This is a genomic window from Thalassococcus profundi, assembly GCF_003344785.1.
Classification (GTDB): Bacteria; Pseudomonadota; Alphaproteobacteria; order Rhodobacterales; family Rhodobacteraceae; genus Puniceibacterium; species Puniceibacterium profundi.
In genome coordinates this window covers 522,886-542,656 of sequence record NZ_QPMK01000003.1, presented here as the reverse complement: position 1 = coordinate 542,656, position 19,771 = coordinate 522,886, and the positions used below count along the sequence as shown (strand labels likewise).

Here is a 19,771-nt window from a genome sequence, read left to right as displayed (position 1 = left end):
GCCCGCACCGAAGCAGCGGTGCCGCACCGTCCATGTGACGGCGCGCGGATGCAGCCTGTGAGACGCTCTGGCCCGGCCTGCACATCTCTTGCGTACTCCGCAGCCGACCGATCCGCAGGCCTACGCACCGAAATCCGGCAGCCCTGTCCGGTCCCGCCCTTGCCGAGCCCGCCCGGCCTCTGGCACAAGCGCAGTGTCAGCCCGCGCCGAATGCCAGAGGTCCCTCATGCCGCACCTGTCTCACCGCATCACCTCGATCAACGGCGGCGGCTCCGACGGCTGGGATGTGTTCTACCGGGCCCGCACCATGGTCGCCGCCGGAACCCAGGTGACCGAACTCACCATCGGCGAGCACGATATCGGCACCGACCCCGCCATCCTGGGCGCGATGCACCGCTCGGCCCTTGCGGGCCGCACCGGCTATGCCATGGTGCCCGGCATTTCCGCCTTGCGCGACGCGGTGGCGGCGCGGGTCCAGGCGCGCACCGGCGTGCCCACGACGCGCGACAACGTTCTGATCACGCCCGGCGGGCAGGCGGCAATCTTTGCCGCCCATATGGCGGTCTGCGATCCTGGGGACACGGCGCTCTACATCGACCCCTATTACGCCACCTACCCCGGCTCCATCCGCGCGGCGAGCGCCCGGCCCCGCGCGGTGCTCACCCGGGCCGAACACGCCTTTCTGCCGCAGCAGGAGGCGCTGGACACCGCCGCCCCCGGCGCGCGGTCGCTGCTGGTCAACACCCCGAACAACCCCACCGGCATGGTCTACGGCCGCGAGACGCTCGACCGCATCGCCCGGACGGCGCAGGCGCACGATCTCTGGATCGTCTCGGACGAGGTCTATGACACCCAGGTCTGGGAGGGCGCCCATCTCAGCCCCCGTGCCCTGCCGGGCATGGCAGAGCGGACGCTGGTCATCGGGTCGATGTCGAAGAGCCATGCCATGACCGGCAGCCGCATCGGCTGGATCGTGGGGCCCGCGGCGGTGATCGAACGGCTGGTGGAACTGGCAACCAACACCACCTACGGCGTACCGGGCTACATCCAGGAGGCCGCGCTCTTCGCCCTGAACCAGGGGGCGGAGGTCGAAACGCAGGTCGCCGCCCCCTTCTCCCGCCGCCGGGCGCTGGCCATGGACATCCTGGCCGGGTCCGACACCGTGCGCGCCATCCCCAGCCAGGGCGCGATGTACATCATGCTCGACATCCGCGCCACCGGCCTCAGCGGCGAGGCCTTCGCCAACGCCCTGCTCGACACGCACCGTATCGCGGTGATGCCCGGCGAAAGTTTCGGCCTGTCGGCAGCGGGCCATGTCCGCGTCGCGATGACGATCGAGGACGACCGCTTTGCCGCCGCGCTGCGCACGCTCTGCGCCTTTGCCGACGCGCGACGCTCCGCCGCCTGAAGCGCTTTTCCTGCTTCGCGGCACGCGGCATACTGCGGAAAATCCCTGCCCGAGCGCGCCATGACCCAGACCCCCGTGTCCACCATTCGCAATCTCGGCCCCGCCGTGGAGGCCGCCTGCACCCGCGCGGGCATCCACAGCGCCGAGGACCTGCGCGCACTGGGAGCGGACGCCGCCTACCGGCGCATGGTCGCCGCCGGCACACGCCCGCATTTCATCGGCTACTACGTGCTGCACATGGCGCTGCAGGGCCGCCCCTGGAACGACTGCAAAGGCGCCGAGAAAGCCGCGCTCCGCGACGCCTTCGACCGGATCAAGGCGGACCGCGCGGCGGACCCCGACCAGCCCTCGGACGCGCTTGCGGCCTTTCTCGACGACATCGGCCTTGGTCCAGCGCGGCGGGGTTGAGCGGGAACATATCGCACGGGGTCCGCGTTGTTAGCGCAAATAGACGCAACACGAAGGACCTCAACCATGGACCTCATTCGAATTATCCTGGCCATCATCCTGCCACCGCTCGGCGTGTTCCTGCAGGTCGGCATCGGCAAGCATTTCTGGATCAACATCCTGCTGACGATCCTCGGGTACATCCCCGGCATTGTTCACGCCGTCTGGATCATCGCCCGCACCGGCCCTGCTCGCGCATGACGCAGGAGCGTGACCTCAAACGGGTCGAAAAAGCAGAGGCGCTGGCCCATCGTATGGACAGCGCCTTTCGCCTGCCCCTGACCCGAATCCGGCTGGGCTGGGATTCTATCCTCGGCCTCGTGCCGGGCGTCGGCGACACCCTGGCGCTGATGCCTGCTGCCTACATCATCTGGACGGCGCATGACATGGGCGTGCCCATGCATCGCAAAACGGTCATGGCCTGGAACGTCTTCCTCGACTGGTTTCTGGGCCTCGTGCCGCTGGTCGGCGACATCTTCGACGTCGGTTTCAAGGCCAATCGCAAGAACGCCGCGATCCTGCGACGGCACTTTGAAGAGAAGCACGCGACAGCGATGGCCGCCTGACAGCGCAGCGGTGCGTTTTGCCAGAGCAGAGGTGCTGCCAGCCTGAAGCGGGTTTGCCAGGCAATGCTGTATTGCGATCGGGCCGAACTGAGGGCCACACCTGATACATCTGCGCCTTCGCCGGACATGCCGCGGATGCGGGCAGCTTCGCTCCGAAAGCCGCGCCTAGCGCGGCTACGAGAGACGCTGTCTCTCGTGCTCTCTGGAGTTTATCGGCAAGATGAAGCCGGGGGTGGCGCTTCGCGGCCGCCATGTCTTTCTGGCCCCCAGACAGCAAAACGGGGGACCGTAAGGCCCCCCGCACGCTTGAAACCCATCGAGTTGTCGGCTCAGCCGACCAGTTCGAGACCCGAGAAATAGTAGGCGATCTCTTCAGCAGCCGTTTCGGGCGCGTCGGAGCCGTGCACCGAATTCTCGCCCACGGATTCGGCGAATTCCGCGCGGATCGTGCCGGGGGCCGCGTCGGCGGGGTTGGTGGCGCCCATGACTTCGCGGTTCTTGGCAATGGCGCCCTCGCCCTCGAGCACCTGCACGACCACCGGGGCCGAGGCCATGAATTCGCACAGTTCGTCGTAGAACGGACGCTCCGCATGCACCTTGTAGAACTCGCCCGCCTGCGCCTTGGTCAGGTGGATGCGTTTCTGCGCCACGATGCGCAGGCCCGCTTCTTCGAACTTGGCGTTGATCTTGCCGGTCAGGTTGCGCTTGGTGGCGTCGGGCTTGATGATGCTCAGCGTGCGTTCGGTGGCCATTTTCGTCTGCTCCATGGTCAGCACCGGACCCGCGGCCCGGCTGCAATTACAATTGGCGCGGGCCATAGCATGGCGCGTCTGGCTTGGAAAGACCGCGCGGCGGCGCGGCGCGCCACATTGACAGTACCCCGCCGCTGGGGCATTGCGCGGCCATGCTGCAGATCAAGGACATCTCCTATTCCGTCGAAGGCCGGCCGCTTCTGGTCGAGGCCTCGGCGACGATTCCCGAGGGCCACAAGGTCGGCCTGGTCGGCGCCAACGGCGCGGGCAAGACCACCCTGTTCAAGCTGATCCGCGGCGAGCTGGTGCTGGACACCGGCAGCATCTCCCTGCCCAGCCGCGCCCGTATCGGCGGCGTCGCGCAGGAGGTGCCGGCCTCCGAGACCTCGCTGCTCGACACGGTGCTGGCCGCCGATACCGAACGCGCGCGGCTGATGGCCGAGGCCGAGACCGCGACCGACGCGCACCGCATCGCCGAGGTGCAGACCCGGCTTGCCGATATCGACGCCTGGTCGGCCGAGGCGCGCGCCGCGTCGATCCTCAAGGGTCTCGGTTTCGACGACGACGAACAGCAGCAGCCCTGCTCTGCCTTCTCGGGCGGCTGGCGGATGCGCGTGGCGCTAGCGGGCGTGCTCTTTGCCCAGCCCGACCTGCTGCTCCTCGACGAGCCTACGAACTACCTCGACCTCGAAGGCGCGCTCTGGCTCGAGGCCTATCTCGCGCGCTATCCCCATACGGTCATCATCATCAGTCACGACCGCGGCCTGCTGAACCGCGCCGTCGCCGGCATCCTGCACCTTGACGAGAAAAAGCTGACCTATTGGACCGGGCCTTACGACCAGTTCGCCCGCCAGCGCGCCGAACAGCGCGCGGTGCTGACCTCGATGGCGAAGAAGCAGCAGGCCCGAAAGGAGCACCTGCAGAAGTTCGTCGATCGTTTCAAAGCCAAGGCGTCCAAGGCCAAGCAGGCCCAGGCGCGGGTCAAGATGATCGAGAAGATGGACACGATCACGCCGCCCGAAGAGGCGGCCAAGCGCGTCTTCACCTTCCCGCAGCCCGACGAGCTGTCGCCGCCGATCATCCATATCGAGGGCGGCGAGACCGGCTACGGCGACACCCGTGTGCTGGGCCGGCTAAACCTGCGCATCGACCAGGACGATCGCATCGCGCTTTTGGGCAAGAACGGCCAGGGCAAGTCGACCCTGTCGAAACTGCTGTCGGACCGGCTGCCGCTGATGGCGGGCAAGATGACCCGGTCGACCAAGCTGCGCATCGGTTACTTCGCGCAGCACCAGGTGGACGAGTTGCACATCGACGAAAGTCCGCTCACCCACCTGCAACGGCTGCGCCCGGACACGCCGCCCAGCAAATTACGCGCCCGGCTCGCGGGCTTCGGCCTTGGCGCCGACCAGGCGGATACCGAGGTCGGGCGGCTCTCGGGCGGGCAGAAGGCACGTCTGTCGCTGCTGCTGGCGACACTCGACGCACCGCACCTGCTCATTCTCGACGAGCCCACCAACCACCTCGACATCGAAAGCCGCGAGGCGCTGGTCGAGGCGCTGACCGCCTATTCCGGCGCGGTGATTTTGGTCAGCCACGACATGCACCTGCTGGGCATGGTCGCGGACCGGCTGTGGCTGGTCAAGGACGGCACCGTGGCGCCCTACGACGACGACCTAGAGGCCTATCGCAAGATGCTTCTGTCGTCCGACAAGCCCGCGAAACCGCAGAAAAAGCCCGAGGCCGCCAAACCCGCGCGCCCCTCCCGCGATGCGATTCTCGCCCTGCGCGCCGAGGCCCGAAAATGCGAAGAGCGCGTGACCAAGCTCAACGACATGCGCGACAAGCTGGCGAAGAAACTCGCCAATCCCGAGCTCTACGAGGACAGCCGCAAGGGAGAGCTCGAAACCTGGAACAGGAAATACGCCGAGGTCATGGAGGGGCTGGGCCGCGCCGAAGGGCTCTGGATGGCCGCGCTGGAAAAACTCGACGCCGCCGAAACGGTCTGAGCCCGCCGGCGGCCAAGGCCGTGCCGCGCTTCATGTGGCGTCACGAGCTAAAAGACCACCACACGGTTGCCCACTGAAGGCGCCATCGGTTCGGGTGCGGTGGCGGCTCCCGCGTCAAGACGTGATGCAACGCGCCGATCCGACCGGTGTCCCGCTTGTCCTCGCCGGACCGCTTCGGCACGCGGCAAGAAGACCGTACGGAAAACACCAACGCTGCTCCCTCCCCGCGATCCCTCCGCCGCGGTCGCACCCCCCGCTTCATCTTGCCGATAAACTCCAGAGAGCACGAGAGACAGCGTCTCTCGTAGCCGCGCCACGCGCGGCTTTCCTGGACGTCTCTTGCTTCGCAGAGCGCCGCCCCCTAAAGCGGACCCATGGACAGTGCCTTCCTGATCTCTGCCTTCGTCACGTTGTTCGTGGTGATGGACCCGATCGGCCTTACCCCGGTCTTCATCGCGCTGACCTCGGGCGCCACTGCGCGCCATCGCCGTGCGGTGGCCCTGCGTGCCTGTGCCATCGCCGCGGCGCTGCTGTGTCTCTTCGCCTTTTTCGGCGAACAGGTGCTGGGCTTCATCGGCATCTCCATGCCAGCCTTCCGTATCGCAGGTGGCATCCTGCTGTTCCTGACGGCGCTCGACATGCTCTTCGAACGGCGCACCAGGCGGCGCGAGAACACCGCGGAGGCCGAAGAGGACTTTCCCGATCCCTCCGTCTTCCCGCTGGCGATCCCGCTGTTGGCGGGTCCGGGCGCGATCACCTCGGTGATCCTGCTGATGGGCCAGGCCGATGACGCGACCGGCATCGTGTCGGTGCTGGGGACGATGGTGGGCGTGCTGTTGATCGCACTCGCGTTCTTCCTGATGGCGGGCGTGATCGAACGCGCCCTCGGCAAGACCGGCATCACCGTGGTCACCCGGCTTCTGGGCATGCTGCTGGCGGCGCTTTCGGTGCAATTCGTGCTCGACGGGCTGCGCGCGGTGGGCGTCGTGGGCTGACGCCGCCCTTTTCCGCAAGCCTCCGGCACCCTAGATACCCCCTGAAGAGGAGGGATCACATGTCGTCGATGGAATATGGAAATCTGGCCTATCTGGGGCTCTTGGGCGCGGTGCTGGTGTTCTGGGTCTTCGTGCAGAACCGCGAATCCCTGGGTAAGAAGCTTCAGCAGATGGCGGCCTGGGGTCTGATCTTCCTGGGCACCGTGGCGGCCATCGGGCTTTGGGACGACATCCGCCAGACCGTGCGCCCGCAGCAGTCGGTCTTTGCCGAGGAAGGCAAGATCGAATTGCCGCGCGCGCCCGACGGGCATTATTACGTGACCCTCGACATCAACGGCGCGCCCACGTTTTTCGTGGTCGATACCGGCGCCACGGGCATGGTGCTGACCGAAGAGGATGCCGAAAAGGCCGGTCTGCGCACCCGCGACCTGAGCTATCTGTCCGAGGCGATGACCGCCAACGGGCTTGTGCGCACGGCCTCGGTGACGCTCGACCGGGTGTCGATCGGCCCCTTCACCGACCGCGATGTGCGCGCCTTTGTGAATTCCGGCGAAATGCAGCAGAGCCTGTTGGGCATGTCCTATCTCCAGCGCTTCGACCGGCTGGAGATCTCGGGCGGAAAACTTGTGCTCGAACGCTGACCCGGCATCGGTTTTCTCGAGAAAACCGGTGCGAAAATCTCGAGATTTTCGCTGCACCACAGGCCGGCCTCTTCGCAAGAGATGCGTTTTTCTCGAGAAAAACGTGCCGGACATCTCGAGATGTCCGGCTCACGCCTCCGCCTTCTTCTCCCAGCGCCCCGATTCCTCGGACCAGTATTGTGCCGAGCAGCCCGCGCCGGTCAGCGCCTTCCATTGGCCGCGCGCCACCTGTACCGCCTGCGCATCGTTGCCGTCGAAAAGGATGCACACCCGTTCCAGCCGCCTGACCTCTTCGGCACTCACCTCGGCGCCGTCGATGGCCATGACGCAGGCCGGATCGTTGCCGGCCTCGGCACGGTCGGTCAGCAACACCGGCTGCGCCGCATCATGCGGCCCGCCCGCCCGGCCGTGCGGCAGGAACCCGTCCTCGGGACCGAGCCAGAGCTTTTCGTCCAGCCAGTCGAGCCGCGCCGCGTCGGTGCCGCGCACCGCCACCCGCCAGCCGGCACCGCGCGCGCGGTCCAGAAGCTGCGGCAAGGTCGCCTCCAGCGGGCGGCGGGTCAGGTGGTAGAAATAGGCCGCGCCCATCGGGTCACCCTTCGAACCGCTCCGCCACCAGCCGGTTCAGCGACAGCACGCCCCAGCCGCTGGCGCCCTTGGGCGACAGCGTGAGGTCGCGCGGCACCTGTGCGACCCCGGCGATGTCGAGGTGGATCCACGGCACCTCCGGTTTCACGAAGCGGTGCAGGAACTCCGCCGCGGTGATCGAGCTGGCGGGCCGGCCGCCGGAATTCTTGATGTCGGCGATGGGCGATTTGATGAGGTCGGCATAGGGCTTGGCCAGCGGCATCCGCCAGGCGCCCTCCTGCTCGGCCTCGGCGGCCTTGAGGAACTGCGCGCAGAAATCGTCGTTGTTGGAGAAGACCGCCGCCTTGTCATGCCCCAGCGCCACGATGCAGGCGCCGGTCAGCGTCGCGAGGTTGATCATCGCCCTGGGCTTGTAGGTCTCCTGCGCGTACCAGAGCACATCGCAAAGCACGAGGCGTCCTTCGGCATCGGTCGAGATGATCTCGATCGTGTCGCCCTTCATCGACCGCAGCACGTCGCCCGGGCGCATGGCGGCAGCGTCGGGCATGTTCTCCACCAGCCCCACGAGGCCCACCACGTTGGCCTTGGCGCCGCGCCTGGCCAGCGCGTGCATCGTGCCCGCCACGACCCCGGCGCCGCCCATGTCCATGGTCATCGATTCCATGCCCGCAGAGGGCTTGAGGGAAATGCCGCCGGTGTCGAAGACCACGCCCTTGCCCACCAGCGCCAGCGGGGCGGCGTCCTTGTCGCCGCCGTTCCAGCGCATGACCACCAGCTTCGTCGGCGTGACCGAGCCCTTGCCCACGGCGAGGAAGGCGCGCATGCCCAATTCCTCGAGCCGGTCTTCCTCGATCACCTCGACCTCGACACCGACGTCCCGCAGACCCTCCAGCCGGCGGGCGAATTCGGTGGTCGAGAGCACGTTGGCCGGCTCGTTCACCAGGTCGCGGGTCATCACGATGCCCTCGGCCAGCGCAAGCGATGTCTGCGCCGCGGCCTCGGCCTCTTCGGGCTTCGCGCAGTGGAACACAGCCGCGGCGGGCGTGTCGCCCTTGTCGGTCTTGTGATCGGTGAAGCGGTAGCCGCGCAGCGCCAGCCCCAGCGCCATCTCCTCGGCCCGCTGGGTGCTTTCGGCCAGCACCAGCAGCGCCGAGGTCCCCGCGCGCCGCGCCAGCATCGCGCCCGCCTTGCGCGCCTCTTCCACCGCAGGGCGGCGCGACAGCTTCACCACCTGCACCGCCTCCGCGGCCATGCCGGTGGGCCAGCCGATGCTCAGCCCGTCGCCCTCGCCCAGTTTTTCCCAGGCGGCCCCCTGCACCGCGCGGTCCAGCGCGCCCTTGGTCAGGCGGTTGATCCGCCGCGCGCCGGGCGACAGCTTGCCGTCCGGCGTGACGCAGACGGCGACATGGCCCTCCGCCGCCGGCAGGTCGTCGAGGGTCACGGAGGTGAAGGAGATCGGGCGCAGGTCGGTCATGGCAGGTCCTTTCTGTTGCCCCAGAGGTAATGGCGCCGCGCGGCAAAGGCCAGAGCCACCTTTTCCCCGTGAACCCGATCCGCTAGGGTCCGGCAAGGTTCGATGTTTGGGGGGACCGTGTTGGCCAGATTCGACAGGTACATGCTGTCGCAACTCATGGTGCTGTTCGGCTTTTTCGCCCTGGTGCTGGTGTCAGTCTACTGGGTGAACCGCGCCGTGATCCTGTTCGACAGGCTGATCGCCGACGGCCATTCCGCCGGCGTGTTCCTCGAGTTCACTGCGCTCAGCCTGCCCAACGTGATCGCGCTGGTGCTGCCGCTGGCGGCTTTTGCCGCCGCGGTCTACGTCACAAACCGCCTGAGCTCCGAATCCGAGCTGACGGTGGTCCAGGCCACCGGCTATTCTCCGTGGCGGCTGGCCCGTCCGGTGCTGGTTTTCGGGTTGATCGCGGCGCTGATGATGACGGTGCTCACGCATTTCCTCGTGCCCGACTCGAACGCCCAGCTGCGCGAGCGCGAGGTCGAGATCTCGGGATCGGTCAGCGCGCGGCTGCTGCGCGAGGGCATGTTCCTGCATCCGGCGGACCGCGTCACATTCTACATCCGCGAAATCACGCCCGAGGGCGAATTGCGCGACGTCTTCCTGTCGGACAGGCGCCAGGACGGCCGGACGGTCAGCTACACCGCCGAACGCGCCTTCCTGATCAGTGACGCCGAAGGCGCCAAGCTGGTGATGCAGAGCGGGCTGGCGCAGACCTACCAGGCCGGGGACGACACGCTGTCGACCACCAATTTCACCGACCTCACCTACAACGTGAATTCGCTGATCGCGGCAGAGGGCAACAAGCGCCGCAAGATCGAGGACATCCCGACCAGGGAACTGATCGCCGACCCCGCGGCCATCGCGGAAGAAGCCGACGACACGCTAGGCGAGGTGCTGGAAGAGCTGCATTCGAGGTTCCAGCAGCCGCTCCTGAGCGTGGTGGCGGCGCTCATCGGGTTCTCGACGCTGATGCTCGGCGGGTTCAGCCGCTTCGGCGTCGGCAAGCAGATCGTCGGCGCGATCTTCCTTCTGGTGGTGGTCAAGCTGGTGGAATCGGCGGTGACCGACCCGGTGCGGGGCAACGCGGCGCTCTGGCCGCTGATCTACCTGCCGACGGTGGTCGGTCTGGGCCTGGCGATCGGCATGCTGCACCATGCCAGCCGCCCGTTCCGCCCGGCCCGCGCGGCGCCGCCCTCCGGCGGCCCGGACCGGGAGGCGGCGGCGTGATCCTGCACTACTACTTTGCCCGCCGCTTCCTGTGGGTGTTCCTCGGCATGTTCGCCGTCTTCTTCCTGTTCGTGGCGCTGCTGGACCTGGTCGAGCAGTTGCGCATGTTCGACGAGACGGTCAGCTTCGGGCAGGTTCTGCAACTGACCCTGCTGAACGCGCCGCAGTCGCTGTACCAGCTGCTGCCGCTGGTGGTGATCCTGTCGGCCATCGCGCTTTTCCTGGGCCTTGCGCGGTCGTCCGAACTGGTGGTGACGCGGGCGGCCGGGCGGCCCGGCCTCGCGGCGCTGATCGGGCCGGTGGGCGTGGCGCTGGTGGTCGGGGCGTTGTCGGTGGCGATGTTCAACCCCATCGTCGCCGCCACCTCGAAGCGCTACAGCGACCTGGCCGAAAGCTACGACAACGGCGGCGCGAGCACGCTGTCGATCGGGGCCGACGGGCTGTGGCTGCGGCAGGGCGATGGCGGCGCGCAGACGGTCATCCGCGCCTCGCGGGCCAACCCGTCGGCCACGGAATTCTACGAGGTCACCTTCGTCGCCTATGCCCCCGGCGGCGGCCCCATCCGCCGGATCGAGGCGGCGGAGGCGCGGCTGGACGACGGCGCTTGGATGCTGCGCGACGCGAAATCCTGGCCGCTGGGCAGCGGCGGCAATCCCGAAACCCAGGCAGAGACCTACGGGTTGCTGCGCCTTCCCTCGACCCTGACGCAGGACAGCATTCGAGACCGGTTCGGCAACCCGTCGTCGGTGTCGATCTGGGATCTGCCGGCCTTCATCTCGGACCTCGAGATCGCCGGGTTCTCGGCACGCAGGCATCAGGTCTGGCTGCAGATGGAACTGGCGCGACCGCTGTTCCTTGTGGCTCTGGTGCTGGTCGGCGCCGGCTTTACGATGCGGCACAGCCGGCTGGGGCGCACCGGCGTGGCGGTACTGGCGGCGATCCTGCTGGGTTTCGGGCTTTACTACATCCGCAACTTCGCGCAAATCCTCGGCGAGAACGGCCAGATCACTCCGGTCATGGCTGCCTGGGTCCCGCCCCTGTCGTCCTTGCTGCTGGCGCTGGGGCTGATCCTGCATATGGAGGACGGCTGATGCGGCCTTGGTCCCGGACGGCGCTTGCCACCCTGATCCTGACCGCCCTGGCCAGCCTGCCGCTGCGCGCGCAGGACACGGCGGCCCAGACCGAGGATGCCGCCCTGCTGGTCGCCGACAGCGTGCTGATCGAGGGCGAGAGCCGCCTGATCGCCGAAGGCAATGTCGAGGCGCTCTACGACGGCACGCGTCTGACCGCCACGCGCATCGTCTATGACCAGAGCACCGACAGCCTGTCGCTGGACGGCCCGGTGCGCGTTACCGATCCGCAGGGCAACGTACTGCTGGCCGACGGCGGCGAACTGGGCTCCGACCTCGAGGACGGGCTGCTGCGCGGCGCGCGGATGGTGCTCGACGAACAGCTGCAGCTCGCCTCGGTCGAGGCGCGGCGGGTCGAGGGCCGCTATACGCAGCTGTCGCGCGTGGCGGTCACCTCCTGCCAGGTCTGCGGCACCAAGGCCCCGCTCTGGCAGATCCGCGCGTCCCGCGTCGTCCACGACCAGGAGGAACGGCAACTCTATTTCGAGAATGCCAGCCTGCGCGTCGGCCGCGTGCCCATCTTCTGGGTGCCCTACATGCGCCTGCCCGACCCGACGCTGGAGCGCGCCCGCGGCTTCCTGATTCCGTCGGTGCGCTCGACGTCTCTGTTGGGGTTCGGGATCAAGGTGCCCTACTTCATCCCCATCGGCGATCACCGCGACGTGACGATCACGCCGTACTTTTCACCGGTGACACAGACATTCGAAGGCCGCTACCGACAGGCCTTCCGCAACGGGCGCATTACCCTCACCGGCGCGCTGTCGCGGGACACGCTGCTGCGGGACGAGATGCGCGGCTATCTCTTTGCCGAAGGCGAATTCGACCTCGGCCGGGACTTCAAGCTCGACTTCTCGCTGCAATCCACCACCGACGATTCCTATCTCAGCGATTACGGCTACGGCGACAGCGACCGGCTTTATTCCACCGTCACGCTCAGCCGGGTGCGCTGGAACGAACTGCTGTCCGCCGGGATCACCAATTCCGAATCCCTGCGCGACGACGAACCCGACGTCAGCCAGCCGTCGATCATCACCGACCTGCGCGCCGAACGGCGGTTCTTCTTTCCGCGCATCCCCGGCGAATTCCGCATCGGCGCCGTGGCGCACAACCACTACCGGCCCTCGGACCTGGATGTCGACGGGACGGATGACGACCTCATCGTCGACGGCCGCGACGTCACCCGCACCACCGCAGAGCTCAGCTGGCGCAACCGCTGGACCCTCGCGGGCGGGCTGCGGCTCGGGGCCGAGGGTTACATCTGGGCCGATGCCTTCTGGACCGACCAGGACAGCACCACACCGGAGCGGGTAAGCCAGATCACCCCCGCCGCGTCGCTGGAACTGCGCTGGCCGCTGATCCGGCAGGGGTACGGCGGCACCCGCTACCTGCTGGAACCGGTGGCGCAGCTGGGCTGGGTCGGGGGCGAGCGCTTGGGCCAGGCCAACGACGAAAGCACCGGGGTGGAGCTGGACCAGGGCAACCTGCTGTCGCTGTCGCGCTTTCCCGCCGCCGATCGCCGCGAGCGCGGGCGCATCGGCGCCGTGGGCCTGCGGTTCCTGCGCGACGCGCCCGCGGGCTGGAGCGCCGGGCTGACCCTGGGCCGGGTCTGGCGCGAAGAGGACGAGCCCGACTTCACCCGCTCCTCGGGCATGGACAGCCGCGTCTCGGACTACCTGATCGCCGGCTATATCCAGAACGCCGCGGGCCTCAACTTTTCAACCCGCGGGCTGCTCGACCTGGAGGATCTGCGCTTTTCCAAGGCCGAGGCCCGGGCGGGCTGGGTTGCCGACCGGTTCGATTTCTCGGCTTCCTACCTGCTGCTGGTCAACGACCCCGAAGAGAACCGGCAGGGCAGCGTGTCGGAATGGAGCTTTGACGGCCGCTACGACCTCAACCGGCACTGGACCGGCGAGGCAAGCTGGCAATACGACCTGTCGGACCGGCGTTTCGCCAAGGCGGCGCTGGGGCTTGAATACCAGAACGAATGCGCGCAGGTGAACTTTTCGGTCTCGCGCCGCTTTGCCTCATCGACTAACCTTGAACCATCCACAGATTTCGGCCTGACCGTCGCGCTGAAAGGCTTCAGCACCGGCGGCAGCGCCAAGGAGTACCGCCGCTCATGCAGCTACTGATCGCCCTCCTCATCCGCCTGCCCCTGGTCCTCTTCGTGGCTCTGGCCACGACGGTGCTGCCCGGTGCCGCATCGGCGCAGAACCTGTTTTCCCCGGCGATCGTCGTAAACGATTCGGTGGTCACCTATTACGAGCTCGATCAGCGCACGCGCATGAACCAGGTGCTGAACGCGCCCGGCAATCCCGCCGAAGCGGCACGCGAACAGCTGATCGACGACCGCATCCGCCTGCAGGCGGTGCAGCAGGCGGGCATCGTGCTGTCCGAAGAGGACGTTCTGGACGGCATGTCGGAATTCGCCGGCCGCGCCAACCTGACGCGCGAGGAATTCGTGCAGGCGCTGGAGGGGGCCGGCGTCGCCGAACAGACCTTCCGCGATTTCGTCCGGGCCGGTCTTGGCTGGCGCGAACTGGTGCAGGCGCGCTTTGTCGGCCAGGTGAACATCACCGACACCGAGATCGACCGCGCCCTGTCGTCGGGCGCCGGATCGAGCAATGTGCGCGTCCTGCTGTCCGAAATCATCATGCCGGCGCCGCCGCAGGAGGCCGAAGCGGTACGCGCCCGGGCCGAACGGATCTCGCAGATCACCTCCGAAGCGGCGTTCTCCGCCGAAGCGCGGCGGTATTCGGCCACCCAGTCGCGCGCCAACGGCGGACGGCTGCCCTGGCAGGACCTGAGCGAGCTGCCGCCGCAGCTGCGCCCGATCCTGCTGGGCCTGGCACCGGGCGAGGTCACCGATCCGCTGCCGCTGAACAACGCCGTGGCGCTGTTCCAGCTGCGCGCCATCGAGGAAGCCGACTATAGCGGCCCCGAGGTCGCAGCGGTGGAATACGCTGCCTACTACATGCCCGGCGGGCGCTCGCCCGAGACGCTGGCGCGGGCGCGGGTGCTGGCCTCTCAGGTGGACCGTTGCGACGACCTCTATGCCGTCGCCCAGGGCCAGCCACCCGAGGTGCTGGACCGCGGGTCGCTGCCGCCGTCGGAGATCCCCACCGACATCGCCTTCGAGCTTTCCAAGCTCGATCCCGGCGAGGTGTCGACGGCGCTGACCCGCTCGAACGGGCAGACGCTGGTGTTCCTGATGCTCTGCGGGCGGACCAACGCCATCGCCGAGGACGCCTCGCGCGAGGATCTGCTGATGGGTCTGCGCAACGAACGGCTGTCGGCCCTGGCCGACGGATACCTCGCGCAGCTCCGCGCCGACGCCCGCATCGTCGAGCAATGACAGCCGGCGCACCGGCGCCCATCGCGCTGACCTGCGGCGAACCTGCGGGCATCGGCCCGGAACTGGCCGAGGCCTGCTGGAAGGCATTGGGTGCCTCGGTGCCGTTCTTCTTTCTGGGCGATCCCGACCACCTGCCCGGCACCGTGCCGCAGGTGCGCATCGACCGTCCCGAAGAGGCGCGGACACGGGCCGAGGAGGGGCTGCCGGTCCTGCCCTACCCCTTTCCCGGCGCCCGCACCCCCGGCGTGCCGCAGCCCGCCCAGGCCCAGGCGGTGATCGACGTCATCGCCCGCGCGGTGGACATGGCGCAGACCGGCGCGGTCTCCGCCGTCTGCACGCTACCGATCCACAAGCAGGCCCTGCAGGACGGCGCGGGCTTCGCCTTTCCCGGCCATACGGAATACCTCGCCCATCTGGCCCGGGTGCCCGAGGTGGTGATGATGCTGGCCTCGGACCAGCTGCGCGTGGTGCCGGCGACCATTCACATCCCGCTGGCCGAGGTGCCCGCCGCGCTCACGCCCGAACTGCTCGAGGCGCGCATCCGCATCACCCATGCGGCGCTGATCGCGCAATTCGGCCTGCCCGCGCCACGGCTGGCCGTGGCGGGGCTGAACCCGCATGCGGGCGAAGGCGGCAAGATCGGCCGCGAGGAAATCGAGGTGATCGTTCCGGTGCTGGACCGGCTGCGCGGCGAAGGCATGGACCTGCGCGGACCGCTGTCGGCCGACACGATGTTCCACGCCGCCGCGCGCAGCCGGTACGACGCCGCGATCTGCATGTACCACGACCAGGCGCTGATCCCGATCAAGACGCTGGATTTCGACCGCGGCGTGAACGTCACGCTGGGCCTGCCGTTCCTCCGCACCTCGCCCGATCACGGCACCGCCTTCGACATCGCCGGCACCGGCAGCGCCAACCCGGCCTCGACCATCGAGGCGCTGAGGCTGGCCTGGCGGCTGGCGCAGGGCGCTGCGTGACCGGCCGCGCGGGCGGCGGCGCCGGACCGGGGCGCTGCCCCGGACCCCGAGGGTTATTGTAAACCGGAGAAGACATGAGCGGCATCGACGACCTGCCCCCGCTGCGCCAGGTGATCGCGGATCACGATCTGCGCGCAAAGAAGGCGTTGGGGCAAAACTTCCTGCTCGACCTGAACCTGACGGCCAAGATCGCGCGGCAGGCGGGCGACCTCACCGGGCTGGATGTGCTCGAGATCGGTCCCGGCCCCGGCGGGCTGACCCGCGGGCTCCTGGCCGAAGGCGCGCGGCGGGTGCTGGCGATCGAGAAGGACGCGCGCTGCCTGCCGGCGCTGGCCGAGATCGCGGCGGCTTACCCGGGGCGGCTGGAGGTGATCGAGGGCGACGCGCTGAAGGTCGACCCGCTGGCGCATCTGACGCCGCCCATCGCGATCTGCGCCAACCTGCCATACAATGTCGGCACCGAGCTTCTTGTGCGCTGGCTCACGCCCGCGGACTGGCCGCCGTTCTGGTCATCGCTGACGCTGATGTTCCAGCGCGAGGTGGCGGAGCGCATCGTTGCGCAGCCCGGATCCAAGGCCTATGGCCGCCTGGCGCTGCTGGTGCAGTGGCGCGCGGAGGCGCGGATCGTGCTGTCGCTGCCGCCCGAGGCCTTCACCCCGCCGCCCAAGGTCAGTTCGGCCGTGGTGCGCCTGACCGCCCTGCCAGAGCCGCGCTTCGAGGCGGATGCACAGGTTCTGGAGCGGGTGGTGGCCATGGCCTTCAACCAGCGTCGCAAGATGCTGCGCGCGGCCTTGCGCGGGCTGCATCCCGAAATCGAGGAGATTCTCGTCTCCGTCGGCATCGCCCCGACGGAACGGGCCGAGCGGCTGTCGCTGGAGCAGTTCTGCGCACTGGCCCGGGCGGTCAAGGCCGCCTGAGCCCGAGGCGCCTATTCCGCCGCGCTGGTGGTGGTGTCGCCACCGCCCGAGCCGGAGTCCTTGTCGGACGTGTCAGATTTCTTGGTGCGCGGCTTGCGCGCGCGCTTGGGCTTGGGCGCGCTTTCCGCGGCGCTCTCGGGCGTCTCGACCAGGGTGCTTTCCTCGGTGCCGTCCGACAGGTCGACCACGTCGTCCTGGCCGCCGAACCGGTTGCCGGACTGGGGCTGACCGTGATTGCCGGAGGGCTGGTCGCCGGACCCGGCGTCATGGCCGCCCTGTCCGTGGCCGTTGCCGTCGCTGTTGTTCTGGCCGCCCTGCTGGCCGCCGTTGTTTTGCTGGCTCTCGTTGCGGTCGCGGTCGCGCTGCGCCTGGCGTTCGCGGTTCTCGCGCTCCTGCTGTTCGCGGCGCTGGTCCATTTCGCGCTGCGCGTCGCTCAGCAGGCGCAGGTAGTGTTCCGCATGCTGCTGGAAATTCTCGGTCGCGACGCGGTCGTTGGCCAGTTGCGCATCGCGCGCCAGCTGGTTGTACTTGTCGATGATCTGCTGCGGCGTGCCGCGCACCTTGCCGTCCGGGCCGGAGCTGTCGAACACGCGGTTGACGACGTTCGCACCCGAATTGTTGGAACGGTTGCGGTTGTTCTTCGACCGCGAGCGGGATTTTGATGATCTCATGTTTCGAGCTTCAGCCTTGTCTTTTGACTGCCTTGCGATCCCGGGCGGTGCTGACGGGCACCTGCAAATTCGGGATCACGTCGATGTGTGGCTTGATGTCAGGCGGGACCACCGGGCGGTATCCACCGGCCTGACACCCTCGAATAACCACGTCCGGGCAGCGCACACAAGCAAAAATCGTCCGAAAATGCGCAAAATTGCCTCAATTCGGCGTTCAGCCGCCGGGCAAGACGGCCTGAAGCACCCGATCGCGACCGTCAAGGTCGGGAATGACGCGCAGCTTGTGCAACCCCTGTGCTGCCAGAATCGCCGTCACCTCGGTGGCCTGGGTCGGCCCGATCTCGACAAGCAGCCGCCCGCCGGGCAGCAGATGCGCCGCCGCACCCGCCGCGATGGCGCGATAGGCCGAGAGCCCGTCGGCGCCATCGGTGAGCGCCAGGGCCGGTTCGTGATCGCGCACTTCGGGCGCCAGGTCCGGCATTTCGACGCGGGCGATATAGGGCGGGTTCGACACGACCAGGTCGAAGCGGCTGCCGGGCGGATCGACCGCCTCGTACCAGTGACCAGTGGCCAGCCGCACCCGGTCCTCGAGCCGCAGCGCGTTGCGGTTCCAGTAGGCGACGTTCAGCGCCTCGGGGCTGATATCGACGCCCATACCGCGGCTGCCAGGGGTCTCGGCCACCAGCGTCAGCACGATGCAGCCCGACCCGGTCCCGAGATCGAGCACATTGGCGAAGGGTGCCGCCAGCGCCGCCTCGATCAGGGTTTCGGTTTCGGGCCGCGGGTCCAGCACCTCGGGGGTGACGAGGAAGTCGCGGCCGTAGAACAGCCGCCGCCCGGTCAGGTGCGACACCGGCACACGTTCGCAGCGCCGTTCGATCAGCACGTTGTAGATGACGCCGAGGTCCGGCGGCACCGGTTCGGGCAGGAATAGCGTCAGCCGTCCGGCAGGCACCTTGAGCACATGCGCCAGCAGGCGCCGGGCGTCGCGGCCCGCGTCCGGGATGCCCGCCGCGGTCAGGGCGCGGGTGGCGGCGGCCAGAGCCTCGGATCCGGTCATGCGCCCATCTCGGCCAGCAGCGTCGCCTGGGCATCGGCGGTGAGCGCATCGATCAGCTCGTCGAGGTCGCCCTGCATCACCTGGTCGAGCTTGTAGAGCGTCAGGTTGATGCGATGATCCGACAGCCGCCCCTGCGGGAAGTTGTAGGTGCGGATGCGTTCGGAGCGGTCGCCGCTGCCCACTTGCGCCTTGCGGCTGGCCGAACGTGCGCTGTCGGCCTTCTGTCGCTCGGCATCGAAGAGCCGGGCGCGCAGCACCTGCATGGCGATCTCGCGGTTGCGGTGCTGGGATTTCTCGGAACTGGTGACGACGATCCCGGTGGGAATATGGGTGATCCGCACGGCGGAATCGGTGGTGTTCACATGCTGCCCGCCCGCGCCGGAACTGCGCATGGTGTCGATGCGCAGGTCGTTCGGGTCGATCTGCACGTCGACCTCCTCGGCCTCGGGCAGCACCGCCACGGTGGCGGCCGAGGTGTGGATGCGCCCGCCGCTTTCGGTCGCGGGCACACGCTGCACCCGATGCACGCCGGATTCGAACTTGAGCCGGGCAAAGACGTCCTGGCCGGTGATATGGGCCACCAGCTCCTTGATGCCGCCCAGTTCGGTCATCTGCTCCTCGACGATCTCGAACTGCCAGCCGCGGGTTTCGGCATAGCGCTGGTACATCCGCAGAAGATCGCCGGCGAACAGCGCCGCTTCCTCGCCGCCGGTGCCGGGACGGATTTCCAGCATCGCGGGACGGGCGTCGGCGGCATCCTTGGGCAACAGCGCCAGTTGCAGCGCCTCTTCGGCGGCGGGAAGACGGGCGCGCAGGTCTTCGAGCTCGTCCTCGGCCAGCGCGCGCATCTCGGGATCCTCGAGCATCGCCTCGGCCTCGGCGATGTCGTCGGTCAGGCGCCGCCAGGCGGCGATCTGGTCCACGACGGGGCGCAGTTCGGCATATTCGCGGCCCAGGGCGGCAATGTCGCCGCCGCCCTCGGCCATGCGGGCCTCGAGGTACTCGAAACGCTGGGTGATCTGGACAAGTCGGGCAGAGGGAACCATGCCCGTCTGTCCCTTATCGCGCATGGCGCGTCAAGATCGCTCAGCTTTCGGGAGCGGCCTCAAGCTGCGACAGCCAGCCTTCGACGCGGGCCTTGTTGACCCCCATGTCGGCCATGCCGAACCGCTGGCGGGCATAGAGCTCGAGGTGGTCGTCGCTCAGTTGCACCGTGGTGTAGTCGGGGAAGCCCATCCATTTCGTCCGGGTGATATAGGTCATGCGCCCCTCTTCGACGCTGCCGGCCAGAAGCTCGGTGCGCGGGGTAGCAAGGATGATGCGGTCGAGCGCCTGCATGACCGGTGCGCCGCCGTCGATCCGCCGCCGCACGCCGCTGGCGAGGTCTTGGTCGGCGGTCACCATCGGATCCACGTTCCAGACGGCAGGGTCCGACGGGGCCAAGCGGATCCAGGCCAGACCCGCGACGACAGCCAGAACGATGAGCCAGAAAATCATCCGCACGCAAACCTT

At 68.1% G+C, this 19,771-nt stretch carries 20 protein-coding genes; 13 read left to right on the top strand and 7 right to left on the bottom strand.

Features of this window, described 5'->3' with window-relative positions:
- The first annotated feature begins 226 nt into the window (after positions 1 to 226).
- The 4 genes from DU478_RS06835 (at position 227) to DU478_RS06820 (ending at position 2,421) form a co-directional block, all read left to right on the top strand.
- Complete coding sequence (locus DU478_RS06835; protein ID WP_114510177.1) at positions 227 to 1,408, top strand: pyridoxal phosphate-dependent aminotransferase; 1,182 nt, start codon at positions 227 to 229, stop codon at positions 1,406 to 1,408.
- Positions 1,409 to 1,468: 60 nt separating this feature from the next.
- On the top strand, positions 1,469 to 1,816 hold the full coding sequence (locus tag DU478_RS06830) for a TfoX/Sxy family protein (protein ID WP_114510176.1): 348 nt from the start codon (positions 1,469 to 1,471) through the stop codon (positions 1,814 to 1,816).
- 66 nt (positions 1,817 to 1,882) lie between these two features.
- On the top strand, positions 1,883 to 2,056 hold the full coding sequence (locus DU478_RS06825; RefSeq protein ID WP_114510175.1) for a YqaE/Pmp3 family membrane protein: 174 nt from the start codon (positions 1,883 to 1,885) through the stop codon (positions 2,054 to 2,056).
- Positions 2,053 to 2,421, top strand: coding sequence for a DUF4112 domain-containing protein (locus DU478_RS06820; RefSeq protein ID WP_114510174.1), 369 nt, complete (start codon positions 2,053 to 2,055; stop codon positions 2,419 to 2,421). Before DU478_RS06825 ends, DU478_RS06820 begins: the two co-directional genes overlap by 4 nt.
- 329 nt (positions 2,422 to 2,750) lie before the next feature.
- Here the strand turns inward: DU478_RS06820 and ndk are convergent, their stop codons facing one another.
- Positions 2,751 to 3,173: a nucleoside-diphosphate kinase gene (gene ndk / locus DU478_RS06815; protein WP_114510253.1), complete on the bottom strand. Its 423-nt coding sequence runs from the start codon at positions 3,171 to 3,173 to the stop codon at positions 2,751 to 2,753.
- Positions 3,174 to 3,325: 152 nt separating this feature from the next.
- Here ndk and DU478_RS06810 point away from each other — a divergent pair, with 152 nt between their 5' ends.
- From DU478_RS06810 to DU478_RS06800, 3 genes are all read left to right on the top strand, one after another.
- Positions 3,326 to 5,182 (top strand): ABC-F family ATP-binding cassette domain-containing protein, encoded by a 1,857-nt coding sequence (locus DU478_RS06810; RefSeq protein ID WP_114510173.1) that lies wholly within the window; start codon positions 3,326 to 3,328, stop codon positions 5,180 to 5,182.
- A gap of 374 nt (positions 5,183 to 5,556) precedes the next feature.
- Positions 5,557 to 6,177 carry a MarC family protein gene (locus tag DU478_RS06805; RefSeq protein ID WP_114510172.1) on the top strand — a complete coding sequence of 207 codons (621 nt, stop codon included), beginning with the start codon at positions 5,557 to 5,559 and terminating at the stop codon, positions 6,175 to 6,177.
- A gap of 59 nt (positions 6,178 to 6,236) precedes the next feature.
- Complete coding sequence (locus DU478_RS06800) at positions 6,237 to 6,818, top strand: retropepsin-like aspartic protease family protein (RefSeq protein WP_114510171.1); 582 nt, start codon at positions 6,237 to 6,239, stop codon at positions 6,816 to 6,818.
- 129 nt (positions 6,819 to 6,947) lie between these two features.
- Here DU478_RS06800 and DU478_RS06795 read toward each other — a convergent pair whose 3' ends face one another.
- On the bottom strand, positions 6,948 to 7,406 hold the full coding sequence (locus DU478_RS06795) for a DNA polymerase III subunit chi (RefSeq protein ID WP_114510170.1): 459 nt from the start codon (positions 7,404 to 7,406) through the stop codon (positions 6,948 to 6,950).
- A gap of 4 nt (positions 7,407 to 7,410) precedes the next feature.
- Positions 7,411 to 8,880, bottom strand: a complete 1,470-nt coding sequence (locus DU478_RS06790) for a leucyl aminopeptidase (RefSeq protein WP_114510169.1) — start codon at positions 8,878 to 8,880, stop codon at positions 7,411 to 7,413.
- A 141-nt stretch (positions 8,881 to 9,021) separates the two neighbouring features.
- Here DU478_RS06790 and lptF point away from each other — a divergent pair, with 141 nt between their 5' ends.
- The 6 genes from lptF to rsmA all read left to right on the top strand — a co-directional run bounded on the left by lptF (position 9,022) and on the right by rsmA (position 16,528).
- Complete coding sequence (gene lptF, locus DU478_RS06785) at positions 9,022 to 10,149, top strand: LPS export ABC transporter permease LptF (protein ID WP_114510168.1); 1,128 nt, start codon at positions 9,022 to 9,024, stop codon at positions 10,147 to 10,149.
- Positions 10,146 to 11,240 (top strand): LPS export ABC transporter permease LptG, encoded by a 1,095-nt coding sequence (lptG, locus tag DU478_RS06780; protein WP_114510167.1) that lies wholly within the window; start codon positions 10,146 to 10,148, stop codon positions 11,238 to 11,240. The genes lptF and lptG overlap by 4 nt, the downstream gene beginning before the upstream one ends.
- Complete coding sequence (locus DU478_RS06775; protein ID WP_114510166.1) at positions 11,240 to 13,411, top strand: LPS-assembly protein LptD; 2,172 nt, start codon at positions 11,240 to 11,242, stop codon at positions 13,409 to 13,411. The genes lptG and DU478_RS06775 overlap by 1 nt, the downstream gene beginning before the upstream one ends.
- A complete protein-coding gene (locus DU478_RS06770) occupies positions 13,399 to 14,634 on the top strand; it encodes a peptidylprolyl isomerase (RefSeq protein ID WP_114510165.1) in 1,236 nt (411 codons plus the stop codon). Before DU478_RS06775 ends, DU478_RS06770 begins: the two co-directional genes overlap by 13 nt.
- Entirely contained in the window at positions 14,631 to 15,611 is a 981-nt protein-coding gene (pdxA, locus tag DU478_RS06765; protein WP_114510164.1) for a 4-hydroxythreonine-4-phosphate dehydrogenase PdxA, read from the top strand. Before DU478_RS06770 ends, pdxA begins: the two co-directional genes overlap by 4 nt.
- Positions 15,612 to 15,685: 74 nt before the next feature.
- Positions 15,686 to 16,528, top strand: a complete 843-nt coding sequence (gene rsmA / locus DU478_RS06760; RefSeq protein ID WP_114510163.1) for a 16S rRNA (adenine(1518)-N(6)/adenine(1519)-N(6))-dimethyltransferase RsmA — start codon at positions 15,686 to 15,688, stop codon at positions 16,526 to 16,528.
- A gap of 11 nt (positions 16,529 to 16,539) precedes the next feature.
- On the opposite strand, the gene DU478_RS06755 is transcribed toward rsmA, so the two are convergent.
- The 4 genes from DU478_RS06755 to DU478_RS06740 form a co-directional block, all read right to left on the bottom strand.
- The gene (locus DU478_RS06755; RefSeq protein ID WP_114510162.1) at positions 16,540 to 17,199 is read right to left on the bottom strand and encodes a DUF4167 domain-containing protein; all 660 of its coding nucleotides are present in this window, start codon (positions 17,197 to 17,199) and stop codon (positions 16,540 to 16,542) included.
- 214 nt (positions 17,200 to 17,413) lie between these two features.
- Positions 17,414 to 18,259 carry a peptide chain release factor N(5)-glutamine methyltransferase gene (gene prmC / locus DU478_RS06750; protein ID WP_114510161.1) on the bottom strand — a complete coding sequence of 282 codons (846 nt, stop codon included), beginning with the start codon at positions 18,257 to 18,259 and terminating at the stop codon, positions 17,414 to 17,416.
- Positions 18,256 to 19,305: a peptide chain release factor 1 gene (gene prfA, locus DU478_RS06745; protein WP_114510160.1), complete on the bottom strand. Its 1,050-nt coding sequence runs from the start codon at positions 19,303 to 19,305 to the stop codon at positions 18,256 to 18,258. The genes prmC and prfA overlap by 4 nt, the downstream gene beginning before the upstream one ends.
- A gap of 40 nt (positions 19,306 to 19,345) precedes the next feature.
- Positions 19,346 to 19,756, bottom strand: coding sequence for a DUF1499 domain-containing protein (locus DU478_RS06740; protein WP_114510159.1), 411 nt, complete (start codon positions 19,754 to 19,756; stop codon positions 19,346 to 19,348).
- Positions 19,757 to 19,771 lie beyond the last annotated feature (15 nt).